19 protein-coding genes and 1 riboswitch are annotated in these 22,482 nt (G+C 71.7%); of the genes, 13 read left to right on the top strand and 6 right to left on the bottom strand.

Annotation, left to right across the window (positions count from 1 at the left end; all coding sequences use genetic code 11):
• The first annotated feature begins 285 nt into the window (after window positions 1-285).
• The 4 genes from AC067U_RS34755 to AC067U_RS34740 all read left to right on the top strand — a co-directional run bounded on the left by AC067U_RS34755 (window position 286) and on the right by AC067U_RS34740 (window position 5,272).
• A complete protein-coding gene (locus tag AC067U_RS34755) occupies window positions 286-1,761 on the top strand; it encodes an amino acid transporter (RefSeq protein ID WP_478833838.1) in 1,476 nt (491 codons plus the stop codon).
• Between the two features lie 10 nt (window positions 1,762-1,771).
• The gene (locus AC067U_RS34750) at window positions 1,772-2,227 is read left to right on the top strand and encodes an Lrp/AsnC family transcriptional regulator (protein ID WP_030027017.1); all 456 of its coding nucleotides are present in this window, start codon (window positions 1,772-1,774) and stop codon (window positions 2,225-2,227) included.
• 449 nt (window positions 2,228-2,676) lie between these two features.
• Window positions 2,677-3,483 (top strand): carbon-nitrogen hydrolase family protein, encoded by an 807-nt coding sequence (locus AC067U_RS34745; RefSeq protein ID WP_478833837.1) that lies wholly within the window; start codon window positions 2,677-2,679, stop codon window positions 3,481-3,483.
• Window positions 3,484-3,565: 82 nt separating this feature from the next.
• Window positions 3,566-5,272 carry a flavin monoamine oxidase family protein gene (locus AC067U_RS34740; protein ID WP_478833836.1) on the top strand — a complete coding sequence of 569 codons (1,707 nt, stop codon included), beginning with the start codon at window positions 3,566-3,568 and terminating at the stop codon, window positions 5,270-5,272.
• Between the two features lie 212 nt (window positions 5,273-5,484).
• Here the strand turns inward: AC067U_RS34740 and AC067U_RS34735 are convergent, their stop codons facing one another.
• The 3 genes from AC067U_RS34735 to AC067U_RS34725 all read right to left on the bottom strand — a co-directional run bounded on the left by AC067U_RS34735 (window position 5,485) and on the right by AC067U_RS34725 (window position 9,531).
• The gene (locus AC067U_RS34735) at window positions 5,485-6,186 is read right to left on the bottom strand and encodes a DUF5995 family protein (protein WP_478833835.1); all 702 of its coding nucleotides are present in this window, start codon (window positions 6,184-6,186) and stop codon (window positions 5,485-5,487) included.
• A 641-nt stretch (window positions 6,187-6,827) separates the two neighbouring features.
• Window positions 6,828-8,210, bottom strand: coding sequence for a uracil-xanthine permease family protein (locus AC067U_RS34730; RefSeq protein ID WP_478833834.1), 1,383 nt, complete (start codon window positions 8,208-8,210; stop codon window positions 6,828-6,830).
• Between the two features lie 97 nt (window positions 8,211-8,307).
• On the bottom strand, window positions 8,308-9,531 hold the full coding sequence (locus tag AC067U_RS34725) for an MFS transporter (protein ID WP_478833833.1): 1,224 nt from the start codon (window positions 9,529-9,531) through the stop codon (window positions 8,308-8,310).
• 64 nt (window positions 9,532-9,595) lie between these two features.
• On the opposite strand from AC067U_RS34725, the gene AC067U_RS34720 reads away from it, so the two are divergent.
• Window positions 9,596-10,801, top strand: a complete 1,206-nt coding sequence (locus tag AC067U_RS34720) for an ROK family transcriptional regulator (protein ID WP_478833832.1) — start codon at window positions 9,596-9,598, stop codon at window positions 10,799-10,801.
• Between the two features lie 118 nt (window positions 10,802-10,919).
• Here the strand turns inward: AC067U_RS34720 and AC067U_RS34715 are convergent, their stop codons facing one another.
• The 3 genes from AC067U_RS34715 to AC067U_RS34705 form a co-directional block, all read right to left on the bottom strand.
• Complete coding sequence (locus AC067U_RS34715; RefSeq protein WP_478833831.1) at window positions 10,920-11,666, bottom strand: SDR family oxidoreductase; 747 nt, start codon at window positions 11,664-11,666, stop codon at window positions 10,920-10,922.
• 34 nt (window positions 11,667-11,700) lie between these two features.
• Window positions 11,701-12,594: an RNA polymerase sigma-70 factor gene (locus tag AC067U_RS34710; protein WP_478833830.1), complete on the bottom strand. Its 894-nt coding sequence runs from the start codon at window positions 12,592-12,594 to the stop codon at window positions 11,701-11,703.
• A gap of 84 nt (window positions 12,595-12,678) precedes the next feature.
• Complete coding sequence (locus tag AC067U_RS34705; RefSeq protein ID WP_478833829.1) at window positions 12,679-15,045, bottom strand: chitinase C-terminal domain-containing protein; 2,367 nt, start codon at window positions 15,043-15,045, stop codon at window positions 12,679-12,681.
• 925 nt (window positions 15,046-15,970) lie between these two features.
• Window positions 15,971-16,100, top strand: a riboswitch (FMN riboswitch).
• Between the two features lie 188 nt (window positions 16,101-16,288).
• On the opposite strand from AC067U_RS34705, the gene ribD reads away from it, so the two are divergent.
• From ribD to AC067U_RS34665, 8 genes are all read left to right on the top strand, one after another.
• Window positions 16,289-17,419 (top strand): bifunctional diaminohydroxyphosphoribosylaminopyrimidine deaminase/5-amino-6-(5-phosphoribosylamino)uracil reductase RibD, encoded by a 1,131-nt coding sequence (gene ribD, locus AC067U_RS34700; protein WP_478833828.1) that lies wholly within the window; start codon window positions 16,289-16,291, stop codon window positions 17,417-17,419.
• Window position 17,420: 1 nt separating this feature from the next.
• The gene (locus AC067U_RS34695) at window positions 17,421-18,044 is read left to right on the top strand and encodes a riboflavin synthase (RefSeq protein WP_478833827.1); all 624 of its coding nucleotides are present in this window, start codon (window positions 17,421-17,423) and stop codon (window positions 18,042-18,044) included.
• The gene (locus tag AC067U_RS34690) at window positions 18,041-18,694 is read left to right on the top strand and encodes a nicotinamide mononucleotide transporter family protein (protein ID WP_478833826.1); all 654 of its coding nucleotides are present in this window, start codon (window positions 18,041-18,043) and stop codon (window positions 18,692-18,694) included. The genes AC067U_RS34695 and AC067U_RS34690 overlap by 4 nt, the downstream gene beginning before the upstream one ends.
• Window positions 18,691-19,968 (top strand): bifunctional 3,4-dihydroxy-2-butanone-4-phosphate synthase/GTP cyclohydrolase II, encoded by a 1,278-nt coding sequence (locus tag AC067U_RS34685; protein ID WP_478833825.1) that lies wholly within the window; start codon window positions 18,691-18,693, stop codon window positions 19,966-19,968. Before AC067U_RS34690 ends, AC067U_RS34685 begins: the two co-directional genes overlap by 4 nt.
• Before the next feature lie 136 nt (window positions 19,969-20,104).
• A complete protein-coding gene (gene ribH, locus AC067U_RS34680) occupies window positions 20,105-20,590 on the top strand; it encodes a 6,7-dimethyl-8-ribityllumazine synthase (protein ID WP_468909850.1) in 486 nt (161 codons plus the stop codon).
• Between the two features lie 85 nt (window positions 20,591-20,675).
• Complete coding sequence (locus tag AC067U_RS34675) at window positions 20,676-20,954, top strand: phosphoribosyl-ATP diphosphatase (RefSeq protein ID WP_478833824.1); 279 nt, start codon at window positions 20,676-20,678, stop codon at window positions 20,952-20,954.
• Window positions 20,955-21,026: 72 nt separating this feature from the next.
• Window positions 21,027-21,875 (top strand): ATP phosphoribosyltransferase, encoded by an 849-nt coding sequence (gene hisG, locus AC067U_RS34670; RefSeq protein WP_478833823.1) that lies wholly within the window; start codon window positions 21,027-21,029, stop codon window positions 21,873-21,875.
• On the top strand, window positions 21,875-22,363 hold the full coding sequence (locus AC067U_RS34665; RefSeq protein WP_478833822.1) for a PH domain-containing protein: 489 nt from the start codon (window positions 21,875-21,877) through the stop codon (window positions 22,361-22,363). Before hisG ends, AC067U_RS34665 begins: the two co-directional genes overlap by 1 nt.
• Window positions 22,364-22,482: the final 119 nt, after the last annotated feature.

The raw sequence follows: 22,482 nt of genomic DNA, 5'->3' as shown, positions 1-22,482 counted from the left end.
CTGACGAAGTGTCAAGAAAGGTTGCTCAGGGTGACCGGCGCACTGATCGAACGTCCGCGTGCAACAAACGTCCATCCCGGACAGATCCGCGCAACGATCGTGCGCGAATCTGCAAGGATGGTGCATTACGGGCGGGAACCCTCACCCCCTAGGCTCACTCCCCGTACGTGGAGTGGCGCGACCGCCTCCCCGGCGGTCCCCCATGTCCAGGCCCCCGCCTGAATCCTGCTCCGGACCGCTGCGGTCGCCGCCCCGTCCCCATCCGCAGTGTCAAAGGAGTCCCTCGTGCTCGATCACGGCCAGGCGCCCACGCTCCTGAAGGAGCCGCGCAAGCCTGTGAACCCGTTGCTGCGCCGCAAGCCCGTCGAGCAGCTCGTCTCCGAGGGCGGCCAGGGTGAGGGTGGCGTGCTGCGACGCTCGCTCACCATGTGGCAGCTGACGATGATCAGCATCGGCGCCACCCTGGGCACCGGCATCTTCGTCGTCCTCGGCGAGGCGGCCCCCAAGGCCGGCCCGGCCGTCACGATCTCCTTCGTCATCGCGGGCCTGACCGCGCTCTTCTCGGCCCTCTCCTACGCGGAGCTGGCCGGTTCGGTGCCGGTCTCCGGCTCCTCGTACTCGTACTCCTACGCGACCATGGGCGAGTTCATCGCCTGGGTCTGCGGCTGGTGCCTGGTCCTGGAGTACGCCGTCTCCGTCTCGGCCGTGGCCGTGGGCTGGGGCCAGTACCTCAACGAGCTGCTCGACGGGACCATAGGCATCACGCTCCCCGAGAAGCTCTCCGCCGCCCCGATGGGCGAGGGCGGCTGGATCAACCTGCCGTCGCTGGTCGTCGTCCTGCTCGCCATGGTCTTCCTGATGCGCGGCGCCAAGGAGAGCGCCCGGGTCAACACGATCATGGTCGTCATCAAGATCGTCACGCTGGTGCTCTTCATCGGCATCGGCGTCATGGGCATCAAGGCCGGCAACTACGCCCCGCTCGCCCCGCTCGGCGTCACCGGCATCAGCGCCGCCGCCTCCACCCTCTTCTTCTCCTACATCGGCTTCGACGCCGCCTCCACCGCCGGTGAAGAGGCCAAGAACCCGAAGAAGGACCTGCCGCGCGCGATCATGCTCTCGCTGGGCATCGTCACCGTCCTGTACGTCCTCGTCGCGTTCGTCGCCGTCGGCGCCATGCCGTGGCAGGACTTCGAGGGCACCGAGGCCGCGCTCGCCAAGATCATGACCGATGTCACGGGCGGCTCCTTCTGGGGCGTCGTCCTCGCCGCCGGCGCCGTCGTCGCCATCGCCTCCGTCGTCTTCGCCGTCCTCTACGGCCAGACCCGCATCCTCTTCGCGATGTCCCGCGACGGCCTGGTGCCCAAGGTCTTCGCCAAGGTCGACCCCAAGACCGGCACCCCGCGCGCCAACGTGCTCATCGTCTCGGTCTTCTGCGGCGCCCTGGCCGCCTTCATCCCGCTGGGCGAGCTGGCCAACGCCACCAGCATCGGCACGCTCTTCGCGTTCGCCCTGGTCAACGTGGCCGTGGTCATCCTCCGCCGGACCAAGCCGGACATGCCGCGCACCTTCAAGGTGTCCTGGTTCCCGGTCACCCCGATCCTCGGCTTCCTCGCCTGCGGCTACATGATGTACAGCCTGCCGGTGGCGACCTGGGTCGCCTTCGGTGTCTGGATGGCGGTCGGACTCGTGATCTACTTCCTCTACGGAATGCGCCGCTCCACCCTGGCGGTGGCCGCGGCCGAGGTACCGACAGAGAAGTGACCCACGCCCCGTGCGACTGAACGATCTCGACGAACGCATCGTGCACGCCCTCGCCGAGGACGCCCGCCGCTCCTACGCGGACATCGGCTCCGAGGTCGGCCTGTCCGCGCCCGCCGTGAAGCGGCGCGTGGACAGGCTCCGGGCCGAAGGCGCCATCACCGGCTTCACGGTCCGGGTCGACCCGGCCGCGATGGGCTGGGAGACCGAGGGCTTCATCGAGATCTACTGTCGGCACAACACCTCGCCGGACGACATCCGGCGGGGCCTGGAGCGGTACCCGGAGGTGGTGTCCGCGTCGACCGTCACGGGCGACGCGGACGCCCTCGTCCAGATCTTCGCCTCCGACATGCGGCACTTCGAGCGGGTGCTGGAGCGGATCGCGGGCGAGCCGTTCGTGGAGCGGACCAAGTCGGTTCTCGTGCTGTCGCCGCTCCTCCGCCGCTTCACCTCGGGCGCCCCGGCGTAGCCCTGCGGGGCTGGGGGCGGCAACCTGCTTTCCATGGGTCGGCCCCGCCGGGCTCCGGCCTGTGAGCGGGGCTCACGCGTTTTGCCGCCCCGAACGGGTCGCCCCGAACGGGTCGCCCCGAACGGGGGGGCAGGGTCCTGGGCCGCAAGCTCCGGTTTCGGGAAGGGCGGGGTGGGACGATCGCCCCGCGCAGCGGAGCCCGACCCGTGGCGGGGCCACGCAACGAATCGCCGTCCGGCGGGACCCGCCCCACGGCCGGGCGGGGCCGGGGCGGAGCACCGTAGACGCCGGGCCGGACACACGTCCCCGCACAACGAATCGCCGTCCAACGGCAAAAACACGCAACGAATCGCTCATCCGCACGCAACAGTCGCGCCTTGTTCCACCGACACCCTGAACCGTACGGTCATAGCACCGCATCCCACCCCACCTGCCACAGAGGTACGCCCATGCCCCCGCTGCGCACCGCCCTCCTCCAGAGCTCCGGCCGGCTCGGCGACGTCGCCGAGAACCTGAAGGCGCTCGACGAGGCGGCCGAGCGCGCCGCACAGGCGGGGGCCGGGCTCCTGGTGACCTCCGAGATGTTCCTCACCGGGTACGCCCTGGAGCTGGAGGACGTCGCCCGCCTCGCGGAGCAGGCGGACGGGATGTCGGCCCGCGCCATCGGCGAGATCGCCCGCCGCCACGGCCTGGCCGTCCTCTACGGCTACCCGGAGCGCGACGGGGAGACCGGCACGGTCTACAACTCCGCCCAGCTGATCGGCCCCGACGGCACCTCGCTCGCGAACTACCGCAAGACCCACCTCTTCGGCTGCTTCGAGCAGGACGCCTTCACCCCCGGCGACACCCCCGTCGTCCAGGCGGACTACGCGGGCCTCCGCATCGGCATCATGATCTGCTACGACGTGGAGTTCCCCGAGAACGTCCGCGCCCACGCGCTCGCCGGCACCGACCTCCTCCTGGTGCCGACCGCCCAGATGCACCCGTTCCAGTTCGTCGCCGAACAGCTCGTCCCGGTCAGGGCCTTCGAGAACCAGATGTACATCGCCTACGTCAACCGCACCGGTCCGGAAGGCGAGTTCGAGTTCGTCGGCCTCAGCTGCCTGGCCAGTCCCGACGGCACCACCCGTACCCGCGCAGGCCGCGGCGAGGAGATGGTGTTCGGCGAGGCCGACCCCGAGCGCCTCGCGGCCTCCCGGGAGAACAACCCGTACCTGCGCGACCGCCGTCCCGGCCTGTACGCCTCCCTGATCTGACCCGCCGCGCACGCCGGCCCGCCCCCGCCCCGCCCCGCCCCCGCTCCACCCCCTGAGCCCTGCCCGCAAGGAGACGTACCCCATGACGTCCACGGTGCCCACCACCGCCGTCCCCCACAGCGACGGACAGCCGCCGATGCCGCCGATCACCATGTTCGGCCCGGACTTCCCGTACGCCTACGACGACTTCCTCGCCCACCCCGCGGGCCTGGGCCAGATACCGGCGACCGAGCTCGGCACCGAGGTCGCGATCATCGGCGGCGGCCTCTCCGGCATCGTCTCCGCCTACGAGCTGATGAAGATGGGCCTCAAGCCCGTCGTCTACGAGGCCGACCAGATCGGCGGCCGGCTCCGCACCGTCGGCTTCGAGGGCCCGGAGGCCGAGGGCCTGACCGCCGAGATGGGCGCCATGCGCTTCCCGCCCTCCTCGACGGCGCTGCAGCACTACATCGACCTGGTCGGCCTGCAGACGCAGCCCTTCCCGAACCCGCTCGCCGAGGCCACGCCCTCCACGGTCGTCGACCTCAAGGGCGAGACCCACTACGCCGAGACCATCGCCGACCTCCCGCAGGTCTACCGCGACGTCGCCGCCGCGTGGAACGCGTGCCTGGAAGAGGGCGCCGACTTCTCCGACATGAACCAGGCCATGCGCGAGCGCGACGTCCCGCGCATCCGCGAGATCTGGGCCAAGCTCGTCGAGAAGCTCGACAACCAGACCTTCTACGGCTTCCTGTGCGAGTCGGAGGCCTTCCAGTCCTTCCGCAAGCGCGAGATCTTCGGCCAGGTCGGCTTCGGCACCGGCGGCTGGGACACCGACTTCCCGAACTCCATCCTGGAGATCCTCCGCGTCGTCTACACCGAGGCCGACGACCACCACCGCGGCATCGTCGGCGGCTCCCAGCAGCTGCCGCTGCGCCTCTGGGAGCGCGAGCCGGAGAAGATCGTCCACTGGGCGCAGGGCACCTCGCTGTCCTCCCTCCACGACGGCGCCCCGCGCCCGGCCGTGACCCGCCTGCACCGCACCGCCGGCAACCGGATCACCGTCACCGATGCCTCCGGCGACATCCGCACCTACCGCGCCGCGATCTTCACCGCGCAGTCCTGGATGCTGCTGTCGAAGATCCAGTGCGACGACTCGCTGTTCCCGATCGACCACTGGACGGCGATCGAGCGCACGCACTACATGGAGTCGAGCAAGCTCTTCATCCCCGTGGACCGGCCGTTCTGGCTGGACAAGGATGAGGAGACCGGGCGTGACGTCATGTCGATGACGCTGACGGACCGGATGACCCGCGGCACCTACCTGCTGGACAACGGCCCGGACCAGCCGGCCGTCATCTGCCTGTCGTACACCTGGTGCGACGACAGCCTGAAGTGGCTGCCGCTGTCCGCGAACGAGCGGATGGAGGTCATGCTGAAGTCCCTCGGCGAGATCTACCCCAAGGTCGACATCCGCCGCCACATCATCGGCAACCCGGTGACGGTCTCCTGGGAGAACGAGCCCTACTTCATGGGCGCGTTCAAGGCGAACCTGCCCGGCCACTACCGCTACCAGCGCCGCCTGTTCACGCACTTCATGCAGGACAGCCTGCCGGAGGACAAGCGGGGCATCTTCCTCGCCGGCGACGACATCTCCTGGACGGCCGGCTGGGCCGAGGGCGCGATCCAGACCGCGCTGAACGCGGTGTGGGGCGTCATGCACCACCTGGGCGGGTCGACCGATGCCTCCAACCCGGGACCGGGCGACGTCTATGAGGAGATCGCGCCGGTCGAGCTTCCCGAGGACTGATCCCCCCCAGCGGGTCCGTTGTGCTTGCGGGTGCGTTGTGCCTGCGGGTGCGTTGTGCCTGCGGGTCCGTCGAGGGTCCCCCCTGAACTCGGGCCGTCACCACGCCACTCCCCTGAGCGTGGTGGCGGCCCGTTCTCATGCCTGTGTCTGTGCCTGTCCCGGTGCCTGTCCCGGTGCCTGTGCCGGTGCCGGTGGGTGGGTTTCGAAGCTCGTCACCCGTGCCAGGCCACGGCCGATCGGCCGGGGGTGCGGGGGTGGGGGACGGGCAGGGGGGTGAGCAGGCAGCGGCCCACCAGGCCGACGCCGGCGTCCAGGGATTCGGCGAATTCCTCGGCCAGCTCGGGTGTCCGGCGCAGGGTCCACAGCAGGCGGGCGGCCGCCCAGGCGCCGTCGCGGGCCCGCTGCAGGCTCCACGAGCCGAGGAGATGGGTGACCGGGTCCGCGACCTCCAGGAGGTCCGGGCCGGGCATCAGGTCCTCGCGGATGCGTTCCTCCAGGGCGACCAGGGTGTCGCCGACCCGGTCGAAGTCGGCCTCCAGGGCGCCGGGGGAGCAGTCCTGGGCCCGGCAGCTGGAGATCACGGCGAGGGCCAGGTCGTGGCCGATGTGCGCGTTGATCCCGGCGAGCGCGTACTGGAGCGGCCGGATGCCGGGATGGCGGCGGTACTGGAACAGTGGACGCCAGCAGGCCGGACTCCGGCGGCCGTCGGCCGCGGACTCCACCGCCGTGAGGTAGCGCCCGGCGAACCGTGCGGTGAGGTCCTCGGCCCGGCGCGGATCGGGGAAACCCCCGTCCTCGATCCGGCCGTGCAGGGTCTCGGTGACCGTCAGATAGACCCGGTTGAACACCGCCACGCCGTCGTGGGCGGGCAGCCGCCGGTCCAGGTCGCGCATTCGCGCGAGTACCGCTTCCATGACGGCAGGTTCGCAGCCGCCGTCCGGGAACGGGGTAACTTGGCCGCGGGCTTCGCCGGTTCGGGCGCATTTTTGGGCGCGGATCGCCTCGGGGCGGATCGCCTCGGATCGCCTCGGGGCGGGGCGGGGCGGGGCGGGGCGGGGCATGGCGTGGCGTGGGTGTTGGCGCGGCGGGGGCTCCGGGTGCCGAGGCTTCGGCTGGGCGGGGGCGAGCGGGTGCCCGGGGGCTGCCCGTCAGTCCCAGTGTCATTACGTGCCGGCCGTCGGCGTCAAGGGCGCTCCCGTTGGTCGCGTCGCTAAAGCGATGGCCCTTTGGGCCACCCTTGACGCCGACGACCGTCACGCAACGACAAGGACTGTCGGGCCGCCCCCGGGGGATGGCATGGGAGGAGCCTTCGGATCCTGATGCTCTGGCGTTGGCGGGCACGAGCAGCGGCTCCCGCTCGGCCAGCCGCCCTTCGGGCGGGCGCGGTGGTGAAGTGGATCAGATGTATGTAATCCAGGGCGGTCCGGGCGCATCAGATCGCTACGCGCTTCTGCCGGGTGGCGGGTGCGGGCGGCCGGGGGCCGGATGTGGGCCGCCCACGATCGCTACCCGCTCCTGACTGATGGCGGATGCGGGCCGTCGGTGGTCGGCTGCTTCACTCGTCGGTGGTGGCGTCGTATGCCGAGGTGCCCGAATCCAGGAGGGGTTCCTGCTCCTTGAGGTGTGGTGGGGCGAAGAAGCGCAGTGCGTGGTAGCCGGTGATGACCACGATCGTGCCCAGGGCGATGCCGCTCAGCTGGAAGTTGTCGGTGAATTCCAGGCTGACGTTGCCCACGCCGATGATGATGCCGGCCGCGGCCGGGACCAGGTTGAGCGGATTGCGCAGGTCCACCCGGCCGTTGATCCAGATCTGGGCGCCGAGCAGGCCGATCATGCCGTAGAGGATGACGGTGATGCCGCCCAGTACGCCGCCGGGGATTGCCGCGACCACTGCGCCGAACTTCGGGCAGAGGCCGAAGAGCAGGGCGAAGCAGGCGGCCGCCCAGTATGCGGCCGTCGAGTACACGCGGGTGGCCGCCATGACGCCGATGTTCTCGGAGTACGTGGTGTTCGGTGGGCCGCCGACCGCTGTGGACAGCATCGAGGCCGCGCCGTCGGCGGCGATCGCCGTGCCCAGGCGGTCGTCCAGTACGTCCCCGGTCATCTCGCCGACGGCCTTGACGTGCCCGGCGTTCTCCGCGATCAGCGCGATCACGACCGGCAGGGCGACCAGTACCGCCGACCATTCGAAGACCGGGGTGTGGAGGGAGGGGAGGCCGATCCAGTCCGCCTTGGCCACTCCTGAGAGGTCCAGCCGCCAGTGGTCGACGGCTTCCGTGCCGCCCGTGGGGGAGTGGATCCGGCCGAAGACGCGGTCGAAGACCCAGGAGATGGCGTAACCGAAGAGCAGGCCCAGGAAGATGGCGATCCGGGACCAGAAACCTCGTAGGCAGACCACCGCCAGGCCGGTGAACAGCATCACCAGGAGGGCTGTCCACTGGTCCTGCGGCCAGTAGGTCGTGGCCGTCACCGGGGCGAGGTTGAAGCCGATGAGCATGACGACGGCGCCGGTCACCACCGGGGGCATCGCCGTGTGGATGATCCGTGCTCCGAAGCGCTGTACGGCCAGACCGGCAAGGAACAGGGCCGCGCCCACCGCGAAGACCGCGCCGGTGACCGTGGCGCTGTTCCCGCCGCTCGCCCGGATCGCGGCCGCGACGCCCACGAAGGAGAGGGAGCAGCCGAGGTAGGAGGGGATCCGGCCGCGGGTCGCGAGGAGGAAGACCATGGTCGCGATGCCGGACATCATGATGGCCAGGTTGGGGTTGAGGCCCATCAGCACCGGGGCGACGAAGCTCGCGCCGAACATGGCCACCACGTGCTGGGCGCCGAGCCCGGCGGTGCGCGGCCAGGACAGCCGCTCGTCTGGCCGTACCACGGCTCCGGGGGCGGGGGTCCGCCCGTCGCCGTGCAGGGTCCAGCGCACGCCGAGGCCCATGTGCTGCTCCGTTCCGCCGTTTTCGCCGGCCGGGGAAAGATCGTCCGCTGCGGCAGCGGCCCGGCCGGCGGTCAGTGTACGGCCGTACCACCGGCGTTTACGGTCGTGTGGGCGCAGGCTCGTCGTGGTGCGGGGACGCGGTGCTCGTACCGGCCTTCCGTGGGCGTAGCACCCGGGCGCCGGGCACCAGTGCCAGGGCCAGTGCCGTCACCAGGGCGAAGGACACGGTGAGGGAGCTCGCGTCGGCCACCGCGCCGATCGCCGAGGGCGCGATCAGACCGGCCGTGTAGGTGATCGTGGCGACGCCGGCGATCGCCTGTGCCGGGGCCGGGCCGCTGCGGCCCGCCGCCGCGAAGGCCAGTGGCACCACCACGGCGATGCCGAGGCCCAGGAGTCCGAATCCGGCGAGTGCGGCCGCGGGATGGCGTACGAGCACCACCAGCAGCCCGCCGACGGCGGCCAGGAGACCGCCCCAGCGGACCGTGCGCACCGCGCCGAAGCGGTCCACCACCCGGTCCCCGGCCAGCCGTGCCACCGCCATGGTCAGTGCGAACGCGGTGGTGGAGGCGGCGGCCAGGCCGGCGTCGGTGTGCAGTACGTCCCGCAGGTAGACCGCCGACCAGTCCAGGCTCGCGCCTTCGGCGAAGACCGCGCAGAATCCGACGGCTCCGATGAGCAGGGCGGACCTGGGCGGCAGCGCGAAGTGGGGCGGTGGCTCCTCGTCCGGGGCGCTGCGCAGGTCCAGTACCCCCTGTACGGCGACCAGTCCGGCTGCCGTCAGGACCAGGGCGGCGGCCAGGTGGTGGATCCGGGCGTCCGTGCCGGTGTGGGCGGCGAGCGTCCCGGCCGCCGAGCCGAGCAGTGCGCCCACGCTCCACATGCCGTGCAGCGAGGACATGATGGAGCGGCCCAGCCGGTTCTCGGTCTCCACGCCCAGCGCGTTCATGGCCACGTCCGACATGCCGGCGGTGGCGCCGTAGACCAGCAGGGCCGCGCAGAGCGCGAGGAGGCCGGGGGCCTGGCTCGGCAGGGCCAGGGAGAGGGTCCACAGGGAGAGCAGCACGCGGAGCGCCGTGCGGGCGCCGAGCCGGTGGTTGATCCGTCCGGCGAGCGGCATGGCGAGCGCGGCGCCGATCGCGGGGAAGGCGAGGGCCAGGCCCAGGGCACCGGCGCCGAGGCCGGTGTGCTCCTGGATCCACGGGATGCGGGTGGCGAGGCTGCCGGTGACGGCGCCGTGCACGCAGAAGACTGCGGCCACGGAGGTGCGGGCGCGGCGCAGCCGCCGCGGCGTGAGGTCGGTTTCCCCGGTCGGTGGCGTCATGCGCGGTAAACTATCAGGAAGCCTGCCTGATAAAAATGTTTTTCCGGCTCCTTAGGATGAGCGAGTGACTGCTGCCCGCCCCCTTGCCACGCCCGCGTCGCCGAGCACCGCCCGCGCGATCAACGACCGGCTGGCCCTGCATCTCCTGCAGAACGACGGCCCCCTGACGGCCGGCCAGCTCAAGACCAGGACCGGCCTGTCCCGCCCCTCCGTCGCCGACCTCGTCGAACGGCTCACCGGCGCCGGACTGATCGAGGTGGTGGGGGAGTCCGGAGAACAGCGCCGGGGGCCCAACGCCAAGCTCTACGGGATCGTCGCCCGCCGTGCCCACCTCGCGGCCCTGGACGTGCGGACGGACAGTGCCACCGCCGTGGTCACCGACCTGCTCGGCACTCAGCTGGCCGAGGCCGCGCTTCCGGTGGCCGCACCCGCGGACGCCGTCGCGGCCCTGCGACGGGCCACCCGGGCCGCCGGAGCCGACGTCCTGCACACCGTGATGATCGGCGCGCCCGGCCTGGTCACCCCCGACACCGGCGAACTCCGCGACAGCAGCGGCCTGCCCGCCTGGCACCGCGACCTGGTCGCCCTGCTCCAGCGCGAGCTGCCCGCCCGGGTCCTGGTCGAGAACGAGACCAACCTGGCGGCCCTGGCCGAGCAGCGGCTGGGCGCCGCCGGTGATCTCGATTCCTTCGTGCTGCTGTGGCTGGGCGCCGGGGTGGGCGCGGCCGTGGTGCTGGACGGGAGGCTGCGCCGGGGTGCCTCGGGGGGCGCCGGCGAGATCGGCTTCCTGCCGGTGCCGGGCACGGGCGGGCTGCCCTCGGCCACGGACTGCGGGGGCGGGTTCCACGCCCTGGCCGGGGCGGAGGCGGTGGCCGCCCTGGCCGCCGACCACGGCTTCGACGGGGGAGCGGCCGCGGCGGTGACGGCCGCCGTCGCCGGAACCGGTCCGGCGTGGCCCGGCGGCGGGGCCTTCCTCGACGCCCTCGCCGAACGGCTCGCGCTCGGCGCGGCCGCCGTCGCCGCCGTGCTCGACCCCGGCTGCGTCATCCTGGGCGGCGAGCTCGGCCTGGCCGGCGGCCCCGTCCTGGCCGACCGGGTCGCCGGGCGCCTCGCCTCCCTGACCCCCGTCCCCACCGCGGTCCGCGCCACCGCCCTCGGTGGCACCGCCGTCCTCTCCGGCGCCCGCCTCGCGGCCCGGGAGGCGGCCCAGGACGTCCTGTTCGGACCGCCCGGCCCGGACCCGGTCCGGGGGATCCGCCCGGGGGCGTGACGGGCCGGGGTGGTGGAATCCCGCCGCGCCCCGCTCGGCACCGAGACCCGCTCCCCCGACGCACGGACCCGGCGGGTCCTCGCCCGGTACCCCGTCCCCGTCCGGCGGGCAGGACCGGTCAGGCCGCGTGGAGGTCCTGGCGCTCCAGGAAGTCCGTGAAGCGGGCCTTGCCGACCGCGTGGGACGGGGTCAGGTGGCCGCCCCGGCGGAACGCCGCGAAGGTCTTCCCCGGCAGCCGCACCCCCAGGACCGGCCGGCGTTGCCCTGCGGCCCGCAGGTAGAGGCGGGCCAGGTCGGTCATGACGTGCGTCTCCGGCCCGCCCATGTCGGCCACCCGCCCGGCCGGCGGAGCGACCGCCAGCTCCGCCAGCCGGGCGGCGACCTCCTCCACCTCGACGGGCTGGTCCGAGACCCCGGCCGGGACCAGCAGCACCGGCAGCTTCGCCATCGCCCGGAAATAGGCCAGGACCAGGTCGTGGAACTGGGTGGTGCGCAGCACGGTCCACCCCAGCCCCGAGTCCTGGACCATGCCTTCGACCTTGTGCTTGGCCTTGTAGTACGGCAGCGGCACCCGGTCCACGCCCACGATCGAGATGTACACCAGGTGCCGGACCCCGGCCGTGCGGGCCGCCGCGATCAGGCGGGCCGAGGCCTCGTCGTCCCCGCCCCTGGGGTTGCTCGCGCAGTGCACCACCACCTCCGCCCCGGCCAGCGCCGCGTCCAGGCCGGTGCCCTGGAGCAGGTCCACCGGGTACTCCGCCGAGCTCCGGCTCAGCACCCGGACCTCGTGGCCCGCCTCCCGCAGTCGCCGTACGAGCGGCTTGCCGAGGGTGCCGGTGCCTCCGGTGACGACGATGGTGGTCATGATCTGCCCTGCCTTCTGCGTGTCCTCGCGGTCGTCAGCCAGGACCGGGCAGCCCGCCGGAATGTGACAGCTGTGACCGGAAGAACTTCAGCTTCTCCGGGTTCACGACCGTCCGCAGCCCGGAGACCAGGCCGTTCTCGAATTCGAGCTGGACGACGGCCTGGTTCCCGAAGACCAGCGCCGGCGCGCCGTTGACCTCGAGGACGGTGACCTCGACGCCCGCGACGTACTTCCCGAGCGCCCCGGTGACGAAGCGCGCGACCCGGTCCGGGCCCAGGACCGGCCGTCGCGCAGCGTTCACCACGCCGCCGCCGTCCGACACGTACACCACGTCGGCGGCGAGCAGCCGCTCCAGCCCCGCCAGGTCGCCCTGCCGCGCGGCCGCCATGAACCGGGCCACCAGGCCCTCCCACTCCTCCCGGCCGGGCCGGAAACGCGGGCCGGGCGCGGCCAGCCGCCCGGCGGCCCGCCGGTACAGCTGCCGGCAATTGGCCTCCGAGAGCTCCAGCAGCTCCGCGATCTCCCGGTGGCCGTACCCGAACGCCTCCCGCAGCACGTAGACCGCCCGCTCCGTCGGGCTGAGCCGTTCCAGCAGCACCAGCAGGGCGAACGACACCCCGTCCCGCTGCTCGGCCGACTCCAGTGGCCCCAGCGCACCGTCCCCGGTGTACACGGGCTCGGGGAGCCAGGGGCCGGGGTACTCCTCGCGACGGACCCGCGCCGAGTCGAGCTCGTTCAGGCAGAGCCGGGTCACCGTCTTGGCCAGCCAGGCGCCCGGGTTCGCCACGTCGGAGCGGTCGTCCGCGCTCCAGCGCAGCCAGGCGTCCTGCACCATGTCCTCGGCCTCGGTGGCGGAGCCCAGCATCCGGTAGGCGATGCCGAACATCCGGCCCCGCTGTTCCTCGAACACGGTTGTCGAATCAGGCATGTTCATCACGGTCGGAGCATGACAGAGAGCCCGGCGGCCACCGGCCGCCGGGCTCTCTTTCAGGTCACCTGATCACCGCCAAGCTCAGCAGGCTCCCTGGTCCTTCCAGACGCCCCATTCACCGGTGGTGCCGGGCTCCTCGTTCTGCGTCCACCACTGCGCCTTCCAGTTGTGGCCCTTGTGCGAGACCACGGTGCCGCCCGTGTAGGTCTGGCCCGCCACGTACGCCGGGTTGGTGCAGGTGCCGCCCGGCGGGGTGGTCGGCGGGGTGGTCGGGGGAGTGGTCGGCGGAGTGGTCGGCGGAGTGGTCGGCGGCGTGGTGCCGCCGGCGCCCGGCTCCACCACGGTGGTGCCGCGGTTCAGGTCGCCGGCCAGGGCGTACGTCGTACCGGAGATGTTCACCGTCCAGTTGGAGGGGGTGGACACCGGCAGGTAGTAGTTGAACGCCAGGTCGACCGAGGCGCCCGGGGCCAGCGACTGCCAGGCCGGCAGCTTCAGCGAGACCCGGTGGAAGTCGCCCTTCAGCCCGCCGACGTTGTTCCCGGTGTGACCGCTGCTGATCACCTTCGTACCGAAGCCGGACTGGTCGGAGGCGTTGTTCGGGGCCGAGGTCGAGTAGTCGAACTGGAACTCGGTGCCGCCGGGCAGCGCGGTCCTCGTGTTGTTGGTGATCTTGATCTTCGGGGTGATCGGGTAGTTCGAGTCGCCGAGCTTGAACTCGGTGAACTCCGTCTTGATGTCCACGGCCTGGGTCGGCAGCGCGGTCGCGCCGGCCTTCTTCGCCCCGTACGGGGAGGCGGCCTTGAACCTGTCGTACATCAGCGAGGTGAGGGTGGAGCCCATCTCGTACTGGCCCTTGGCGGCGTTCCACGCGTAGTCGCCGGCCATCTCCCACACCATGGTGCCGCCGATGCCGCGGTCGACCACGTAGTCGGCCTTGGCGGCCACGGACTGCTCGTCCTCGGTGGACAGGAAGACCTTCTTCTGCGCGTTCCACAGCCACGGCGCGACCAGGGTCGGGTCGTACTTGCGGGCGTAGGTGCCGGTCAGCGTGGTGTTCGCGGGGAAGCCGTACTGGGTGACGTAGTCGCCGACGATCCCCTTCTCCAGGTTCTTGGCGTGCCACATCGGGTTCGAGCCCGCCGGGGACTCGTTGCCGTTGTCGTCCTTGTCGTGCCACAGGTTGTCGATGCCGACCGCACCGTCACCGCACTTGGTCAGGCCGGAACCGGCCGGACAGCTGGTGGCCGCCGCCTTGCCCCACAGGCCGTCGGTGCCGCCCTGCACGTTCTTGTGGCCGCGGGTGTAGTACGGCAGGCCGATGTTGATCCGGCCGGCCGGCATGGAACCGCGGAAGTAGTGGTACGCCCAGTCGGTGTTGAGGTAGCCGAGGCCGCCGTACTGCTGGGAGCCGTAGACCCCGGCGGCGGCGAGCTCGCCGTCCTTGCCGTCGTCGAAGAGGGAGGCGTTCGGGCCGACGTATTCGTTCCAGGCGCCGTGCAGGTCGTAGGACATGATGTTGACGTAGTCCAGGTACTGCTGCATCTGGAACGTCTCCATGCCGCGCAGCAGGTAGCCGGAGGAGGGGGCGGCGACGGTCAGCATGTAGTGCTTGCCGTCGGCGGCGCCGGCCGTGTCCAGCTTCTGGCGCAGGCTCTTCATCAGGGCGTCGTAACCCTTGACCAGGCCGGCGCGGCGGGCGTTGGCGATCTGCCAGTCCAGCGGGTTGCCCGCGTCCTTCATGCTGGTCGGGTACTCGTAGTCGATGTCGACGCCGTTGAACCCGTACTTCTTGATGAAGGCGACGGCGGAGTCGGCGAAGGTGTCGATGCCGGCCTGGTTGACCGAGCCGTCGGCGTTGGTGGCCATGGAGTAGAAGCCGCCGGAATTGACGCGCTTGCCGTCCGCGCCGAAGTAGCCGCCGGTCTCGGCCCAGCCGCCCACGGAGATGAGGGTCTTCACATCGGGGTGCTGCTTCTTGTACTTGGTCAGCAGGTTGAAGTGGCCCTTGTAGGGGAGCGCGGGATCCATCTCGGCGCCGGCCACGCCCGGCCAGGTCATGCCGGTGGCCTCGTTCGTGGCGCTGTCCGCACCCACCGAGATCTTGTTGTCGCCGCCGACGTGCGCGAACGCGTAGTTGATGTGGGTGACCTTGTCCCAGGGGATGTTGTTGACCAGGTAGGAGGGCTGGCCGTTCTTCCCGGTGCGCCAGCCGGTGAAGTAGCCGATGACGCGCCGCTGGTGGTCGGCACCCATCTTCTCGCGGCCCTCGGTGTCGTAGACCGAGCAGTACGGGACGTCGACGCCGGGCGTCTTGTACAGCCCGTCCGGGCGACAGGACTCGTGCTCGGCGGCGTGGGAGACGCCGGCCGAGAGACCGCCGACCAGCAGTCCGGCGACGGCGGCGCCGGAGGCGAGCAGCAATGCTCTCGTACGTGTGGGGGACAGCATCGTGCCTCCTGGGGAGGGGAGGTGTGGGGGTACGGGAGGTGGCAGGACACGGCGTGCGTGCTTGCGGATAGGGCGAATGGCGCGTGATGTGCGCGCATCTGACGGGCCGTCTCCCTGGGAATGTGAACCAGACATTAAGAGGACTAGACCACCTCGTCAATAGGTCTGGACCAAAGTCCGGTCGCCCCTCCAGCGAAGCGGCTCCGCCGGGGTGCGGGCGGCCTCGGCTGAGGCGTGGTCGGCCTCCGCCGGAGGCGTGGGCCGGCGTTCCGCAGGGCTCGGCCCTCCCGTACTGGCGGGGCTGACAGTCCCGCCGGAGGTGTGGGCAGGCACCTCCGCTGAGGTGTGGGCAGGCGTTCCGCAGGGCGATGGGGGTCCCCCCTGCTCGAGCGAAGTCGAGAGCTTGGGGGAGGGTGGGCACACCGGAACGCCGCCCAGCGGGCTCGCTCCCGCCCCACCGAAGCCGTGGCGTGCTCCGGCCGCAGCGCCGCCCGGCCAGGGCGGTGGCTTCGCCGGGCCCGGCACCGCCCCGAGCGCAGCTCCGCCCGGACGGGGCCCGAACCCCAGCCGGACCGGGGCCGGGGGTGGCTGCGCGAGCCCTCGCGGGACCGGGGTGCCGTGTGCCCACCCGTGCCGCCCTGCGGCACGACTGCCCACACGGCGGCGGGTTCGGCGCGGCGGCACGCCAGTGCACGCGGCGGGCGGAATCCGGCAGTCGGCCCCGTGGCCGCGGCGAGGGCCGACGGCCCTGCGGCGGCATCCGGCGCGGCGGCGGGGTCGGTGGTGCCCGGGCCGGCGAGGCGCGCTGCGGCCGGGGCCGGCCGGGTCGGCCGGGCGGGGGCCGGGCGGAGTTGTGAGCCAGGCCACACGGCTTCACTCGCATGGCCGTCGATCAGCCATGGCACACTGGCGGGAGTACCAGTAGCAGCGCACTCCGGGGTCGGTGTAATTCCGAACCGGCGGTATAGTCCGCGACCCGTCCGCAGCCAGCGGCCGGTTGACCAGGTGAAATTCCTGGACCGACGGTTAAAGTCCGGATGGGAGGCAGTGCGCGGCGGGCCAGTCACCGGTACGCCGCCGTCGGCGGTCCGATCGACGTACCCGACCGTGTTCCACGGGGCGGGACGGGATGAACGGACCGTTTTTCCGGCCCCGGCGTCCCCGTGTGCGCTTGTCCCGTTTGCTCTGTCGTCTTCATCGGCGGCAGCCCCGGAGTCCGTGCCCGACGAGGCAGGAGGACCCGGTGGCGAACCACGCCGACGCGCACCCCGACGCGAACCCCGCACACGAGGCCGACGCCCGTGCCATGCGGCGCGCCGTCGAGCTCGCGGCCCGCGGCCTCGGATCCACCAGCCCCAATCCCGTCGTCGGCTGTGTCCTCACCGACCCCGCCGGCACCGTCGTGGGCGAAGGATGGCACCAGCGGGCCGGCGGTCCGCACGCCGAGGTGCACGCCCTGCGCGCGGCCGGCGAGGCCGCCCGCGGTGGCACGGCCTACGTCACCCTCGAACCCTGCAACCACACCGGCCGCACCGGCCCCTGCGCACGGGCCCTGATCGACGCGGGCGTCACCCGCGTCGTCTACGCCGTCCCCGACCCGAACCCGCAGGCCTCGGGCGGCGCCGCAACCCTCCGCGCGGCCGGCGTCGAGACCAGCGGCGGGCTGCTCCAGGCCGAGGCCGAGGCCGGCAACGCCGCCTGGCTGACCTCCGTACGCCTGGGCCGCCCGTACGTCACCTGGAAGTACGCCGCCACCCTCGACGGGCGCAGCGCCGCCGCCGACGGCTCCAGCCGCTGGATCACCTCGGCCGAGTCCCGCGCCGACGTGCACCGGCTGCGCGCCGAGGCGGACGCCGTCCTGGTCGGCGGCGGCACCCTCCGCGCGGACGACCCGCACCTGGCCGTCCGCGGCATCGAGGGCGCCACCCAGCCCCTGCGGATCGCGCTCGACACCCGCGCCGGCGTGCTCCCGGCTGCCCGCATCCTCGACGACGCCGCGCCCACCCTGCTCGTCGTGGGGGAGGACGCCGACACCCGCCACCTGCCGGGCGGCCTGGACGTGCTCCGGCTGCCCCTGCACGACGGCCGCATCGCCGTGCACGACCTGCTCGGCCGGCTGCACGACCGGGGCGTCCGCTCCCTCCTCCTGGAAGGCGGACCCGCCCTCGCGGGCGCCTTCCTCGAAGGCGCGGCCGTCGACCGGGTCATCGGATACATCGCCCCGGCACTGCTCGGCGCGGGCCCCGCCGCCCTCGCCGACGCCGGGGTCACGAACATCTCCCAGGCCCTGCGCCTGGACATCACGGAGGCCGTCCGCATGGGCCCCGACCTCCGGATCACCGCCGTCCCCACCACCGCCACCAAGGAGCACTGAAGTGTTCACCGGAATCGTCGAAGAACTGGGTGAGGTCACCGAGGTCGAGCAGCTGGAGGACGCCTCCCGCTTCCGCCTGCGCGGACCCGTCGTCACCGAGGGCGCCAAGCACGGCGACTCCATCGCCGTCAACGGCGTCTGCCTGACGGTGGTGGAGACCGCCGACGGCGAGTTCACCGCCGACGTGATGCGCGAGACCCTCGACCGTTCCTCCCTCGGCGCGCTCGCCAAGGGCTCCCGGGTCAACCTGGAGCGCCCCATGGCCCTCGGCGGCCGGCTCGGCGGACACCTGGTCCAGGGCCACGTGGACGGCACCGGCGAGATCATCTCCCGCACCCCCTCCGAGAACTGGGAGATCGTCAAGGTCTCGCTGCCCGCGGCCCTTTCGCGGTACGTCGTGGAGAAGGGCTCCATCACGGTCGACGGCGTCAGCCTCACCGTGGTCGAGGCCGCCGCCGACTACTTCACCGTCAGCCTCATCCCGACCACGCTGGCGCTCACCACCCTGGGCATCAAGCAGGCCGGCGACCCTGTCAACCTCGAAGTCGACGTCCTCGCCAAGTACGTCGAGCGGCTGCTCGGCGACAAGGGTGCCGCCGCCGGTGACCCGGAGGCCGGCAAGTGAGCGCGCTCGACTGGCTGAACTCGGAGGCGTTCACCGCCTTCGACCAGCACATCAAGTGGTCCGACATGATCGGCAACACGATCGGTCTGATCGCCCTCGCGCTGGGCTGGCGCCGCTCCATATGGACCTGGCCCGCCCAGTTCGCGTCTGGCCTGATCCTGTTCGCCGCCTTCGCCGCCGGGCACCTCTCCGGCAGCGCCGGCAAGCAGGTCGTCGTCATGGTCGTCGCCGCCCTCGGCTTCTGGCAGTGGAACCGCGGCCGGCAGCAGGCCCAGGACGGCTCCATCGCCGTCCGGTTCGCCAGCTGGACCGAGCGCGGGGTGCTGCTCGCCGCGGCGGCCGCCGGCACCGTGGCCGTCGCCCTGCTGTTCAAGGCCTACCCGTGGATGTCCTGGGACCCGTGGCCCGACGCCTACATCTTCGTCGGCACCATCGTCGCCATGTACGCCCAGTCCCGCGGCCTGGTCGAGTTCTGGTTCGCCTGGCTCCTGGTCGACCTGGTCGGCGTCCCCCTCAACTTCGCCAACGGCTACGCCTTCTCCGGCTTCGTCTACGTGATCTACGGCGCGCTCGTCCTGTGGGGCATGCGCGACTGGTGGCTGCGTTCCCGTACCCAAACCGCCCCGGCCCTCGAAGGAGCAACGGCATGAGCAACGGCATGACCACCGACGAGTTCTTCGTGCTCGACCCCATCGAGCAGGCCATCCGGGACATCGCGGCCGGCCGCCCGGTCGTCGTCGTGGACGACGAGAACCGGGAGAACGAGGGCGACCTGGTCGTCGCCGCCGAGATGATCACCCCGGAGATCGTCGCGTTCATGATGAGCGAGTGCCGCGGCCTGATCTGCGCCCCCATGGAGGGCCCGGAGCTGGAGCGCCTGGAGCTCCCGCAGATGGTGCAGAACAACACCGAGTCGATGAAGACCGCCTTCACCGTCTCGGTGGACGCCACCGCCGAGCACGGCGTCTCCACCGGCATCTCCGCCGCCGACCGCGCCACCACCCTGCGCCTGCTGGCGAACGGCACCTCCGAGGCCTCCGACTTCGTCCGACCAGGCCACATCTTCCCGCTGCGGGCCAAGCCGGGCGGCGTCCTGGTGCGCAACGGCCACACCGAGGCCGCCGTCGACCTCGCCCGCCTTGCGGGCCTGCGCCCCGTCGGCGCCATCGTGGAGATCGCCGGCGAGGACGGCGTCATGCTGCGCCTGCCCGAGCTGATCCCGTTCGCCCGCAAGCACGGCCTGACGATCATCTCCATCGAGGACCTGGTCGCCTACCGGCGCTCCGCCGAACCCACCGTGCGCCGCGAGGCCGAGGTCAACCTGCCGACCTCCTTCGGCGAGTACACCGCCTTCGGCTACCGCTCCACCGTGGACGGCGTCGAGCACGTCGCCCTGGTCCACGGCGAGATCGGTGACGGGGAGGACGTCCTGGTCCGGATGCACTCCGAATGCCTGACCGGCGACATCTTCCACTCCCTGCGCTGCGACTGCGGCCCCCAGCTGCACGCCTCCATGGAGCGGATCCGCGAGGCCGGCCGCGGCGTCGTGGTCTACCTCCGCGGCCACGAGGGCCGGGGCATCGGGCTGGTGTCCAAGCTCCGCGCGTACGAGCTCCAGGAGCGGGGCCGCGACACCCTGGACGCCAACCTCGAACTCGGCCTGCCCGCCGACGCCCGCGACTACGGCGCCGGCGCCCAGATGCTCACCGACCTGGGGGTCCGCAGCGTCCGGCTGATGACCAACAACCCCGACAAGTCCGCCGCCCTGGTCGGCCACGGCATCGTGGTCACCGGCCGCGAGGCCATGCCCACCCCGGCGGGCGAGCACAACCTGCGCTACCTGCGCACCAAGCGGGACCGGATGGGCCACGACCTGCCCTGGCTGGACACGCCCGTGACCACCTCCGCCTGCGGCAACCAGTGACCCCCGGCACCGCCGGCACCAGCAGTAACCCCGGCACGACCAGCACGACCAGCACGAACAGCACGACCAGCACCACCCGTACACCCACCCAGAGCACCGAGTACCCAGTACCAGGCACGAAGCACCGAGGAGAGCTGTGAGCGGCAAGGGCGCACCCGAACTGAGCGTGAAGAACTGCGGCGACCTCCGGGTCGCGGTCATCGCGGCGCAGTGGCACGAGAAGGTCATGGACGGCCTCGTGGACGGCGCCCTGCGCGCCCTGCACGAGCTCGGCATCGACGAACCCACCCTGCTGAGGGTCCCCGGCAGCTTCGAGCTCCCGGTGGTGGCGAAGGTGCTGGCCGGCCGCGGTTACGACGCGATCGTGGCCCTCGGCGTGGTCATCCGCGGCGGCACCCCCCACTTCGAGTACGTGTGCCAGGGCGTCACCCAGGGCCTGGTGCAGGTGTCGGTCGAGACCGGGGTCCCCGTCGGCTTCGGCGTGCTGACCTGTGACAACGACGAGCAGGCGCTCGACCGCGCCGGGCTCGAGGGTTCGAACGAGGACAAGGGCCACGAAGCGGTCACCGCGGCCGTCTCCACCGCGATGACCCTGCGGACGGTCAGCGAGCCCTGGCGCTAGGGTCCACGGAGCGGGCCCGGGCGCCAGTCCACGGAGTGAACCCTGGCGCCGGGGCCCCCGGGTGAACCCGTACCCTAAGGGCATCATGGCGAACGAACCCCTCAAGACATTCGAAGAGCTCTTCGTCGAGCTCCGGGCCAAGGCCGACGGCGACCCCGCCACCTCCCGCACCGCAGAGCTGGTGGGGAAGGGCGTCCATGCCATCGGCAAGAAGGTCGTCGAGGAGGCCGCCGAGGTCTGGATGGCCGCCGAGTACGAGGGCAAGGAAGCCGCCGCCGAGGAGATCTCCCAGCTGCTGTACCACGTCCAGGTGATGATGGTCGCCCGAGAGATCTCCCTCGAAGACGTCTACAAGTACCTCTGAGCCGAACGGCCCACCCCTCACCCCCCCGCTCCGCACAGCACCAACACTTACGCGAACAAAGGAACCGTCCTCATGCTGCGCATCGCCGTCCCCAACAAGGGTTCACTCTCCGGACCTGCGTCGGAGATGCTCCATGAGGCCGGCTACCGGCAGCGCAAGGAGTCCAAGGAACTCGTCACCGTCGACCCCGAGAACGAGGTCGAGTTCTTCTACCTGCGCCCCAAGGACATCGCGATCTACGTGGCGTCCGGCAAGCTCGACATCGGCATCACCGGCCGCGACCTGCTGCTGGACTCCGGAGCCAACGCGGAGGAGATCCTCCCGCTGAACTTCGGCCGTTCCACCTTCCGCTACGCCACCCGGCCGGGCACGGCCAAGGGCCCGCAGGACTTCCACGGCATGACGATCGCGACCTCGTACGAGGGAATCGTCGCCAAGCACCTCGCGGACCAGGGCATCGACGCCTCCGTCGTCCACCTGGACGGCGCCGTCGAGACCGCCATCCAGCTCGGCGTCGCCGAGATCATCGCGGACGTGGTCGAGACCGGCACCAGCCTGCGCAACGCCGGCCTGCAGGTCATCGGCGAGCCGATCCTCAAGTCCGAGGCCGTCGTGATCCGGCGCAACGGCGCCGAGACCGACCACCCGCAGGTCCAGCAGTTCCTGCGGCGCCTGCAGGGCGTCCTGGTCGCCCGCAGCTACGTGATGATGGACTACGACTGCCGCGCCGAGCACCTGGAGCGGGCCGTCGCCCTCACCCCGGGCCTGGAGTCCCCGACGGTCTCCCCGCTGCACAACGAGGGCTGGGTCGCCGTCCGAGCGATGGTCCCCGCCAAGGACGCCCAGCGGATCATGGACGACCTGTACGAGCTCGGCGCCCGGGCGATCCTGACCACCTCGATCCACGCCTGCCGCCTCTGATGGCCGCGAACACCCCCGCGAGCGGCTCCGCGCCCATCCCCGCGGACGCCCTGCCGGCCCTGCCGGTCACCTTCCGGCCCACCCGCACCCGGATCGTCCTGCTCACCACAGGCGCGGCGATGTTCGCCACCATCACGGCGGTCGCGCTGCTCCTGGAACGGCTGTCCGCCGGGGAGCGGATCAGCTTCGTCTTCACGGCGGCGCTGCTCACCTCCGTCCTGGTGCTGCTGTCCCGGCCCAAGGTGGTCGCCGACGAGGAGGGCGTGACCGTGGTGAACCTCACCGCCAAGCGCCGCCTCGCCTGGGCCCAGATCCTGCGCGTCAACCTCCGTCCGGGCGACCCTTGGGTGTTCCTCGACCTCAGCGACGGCACCAGCCTGCCCGCCCTCGGCATCCAGCCCGGAGTCGCGAAGCAGCAGGCCATCGCCGACGCCCGGGCCCTGCGGGGCCTCGTCGAGTCCCGCGGCACCGGCACGCACGAGGGCTGACCCCCGGCCGACGCCGTCACCGGATGCGTCGGCCGACGCATCGGGTGACGTACGGGGTGACGCCACGGCGTCCGGCGGGCGTCCCCATTGCGGGAAGGATCTCAACTACTACTCTGGTG

The sequence above is a fragment of the Streptomyces sp. NPDC043853 genome, assembly GCF_056436025.1.
This window is presented reverse-complemented; position numbering and strand designations above follow the sequence as displayed.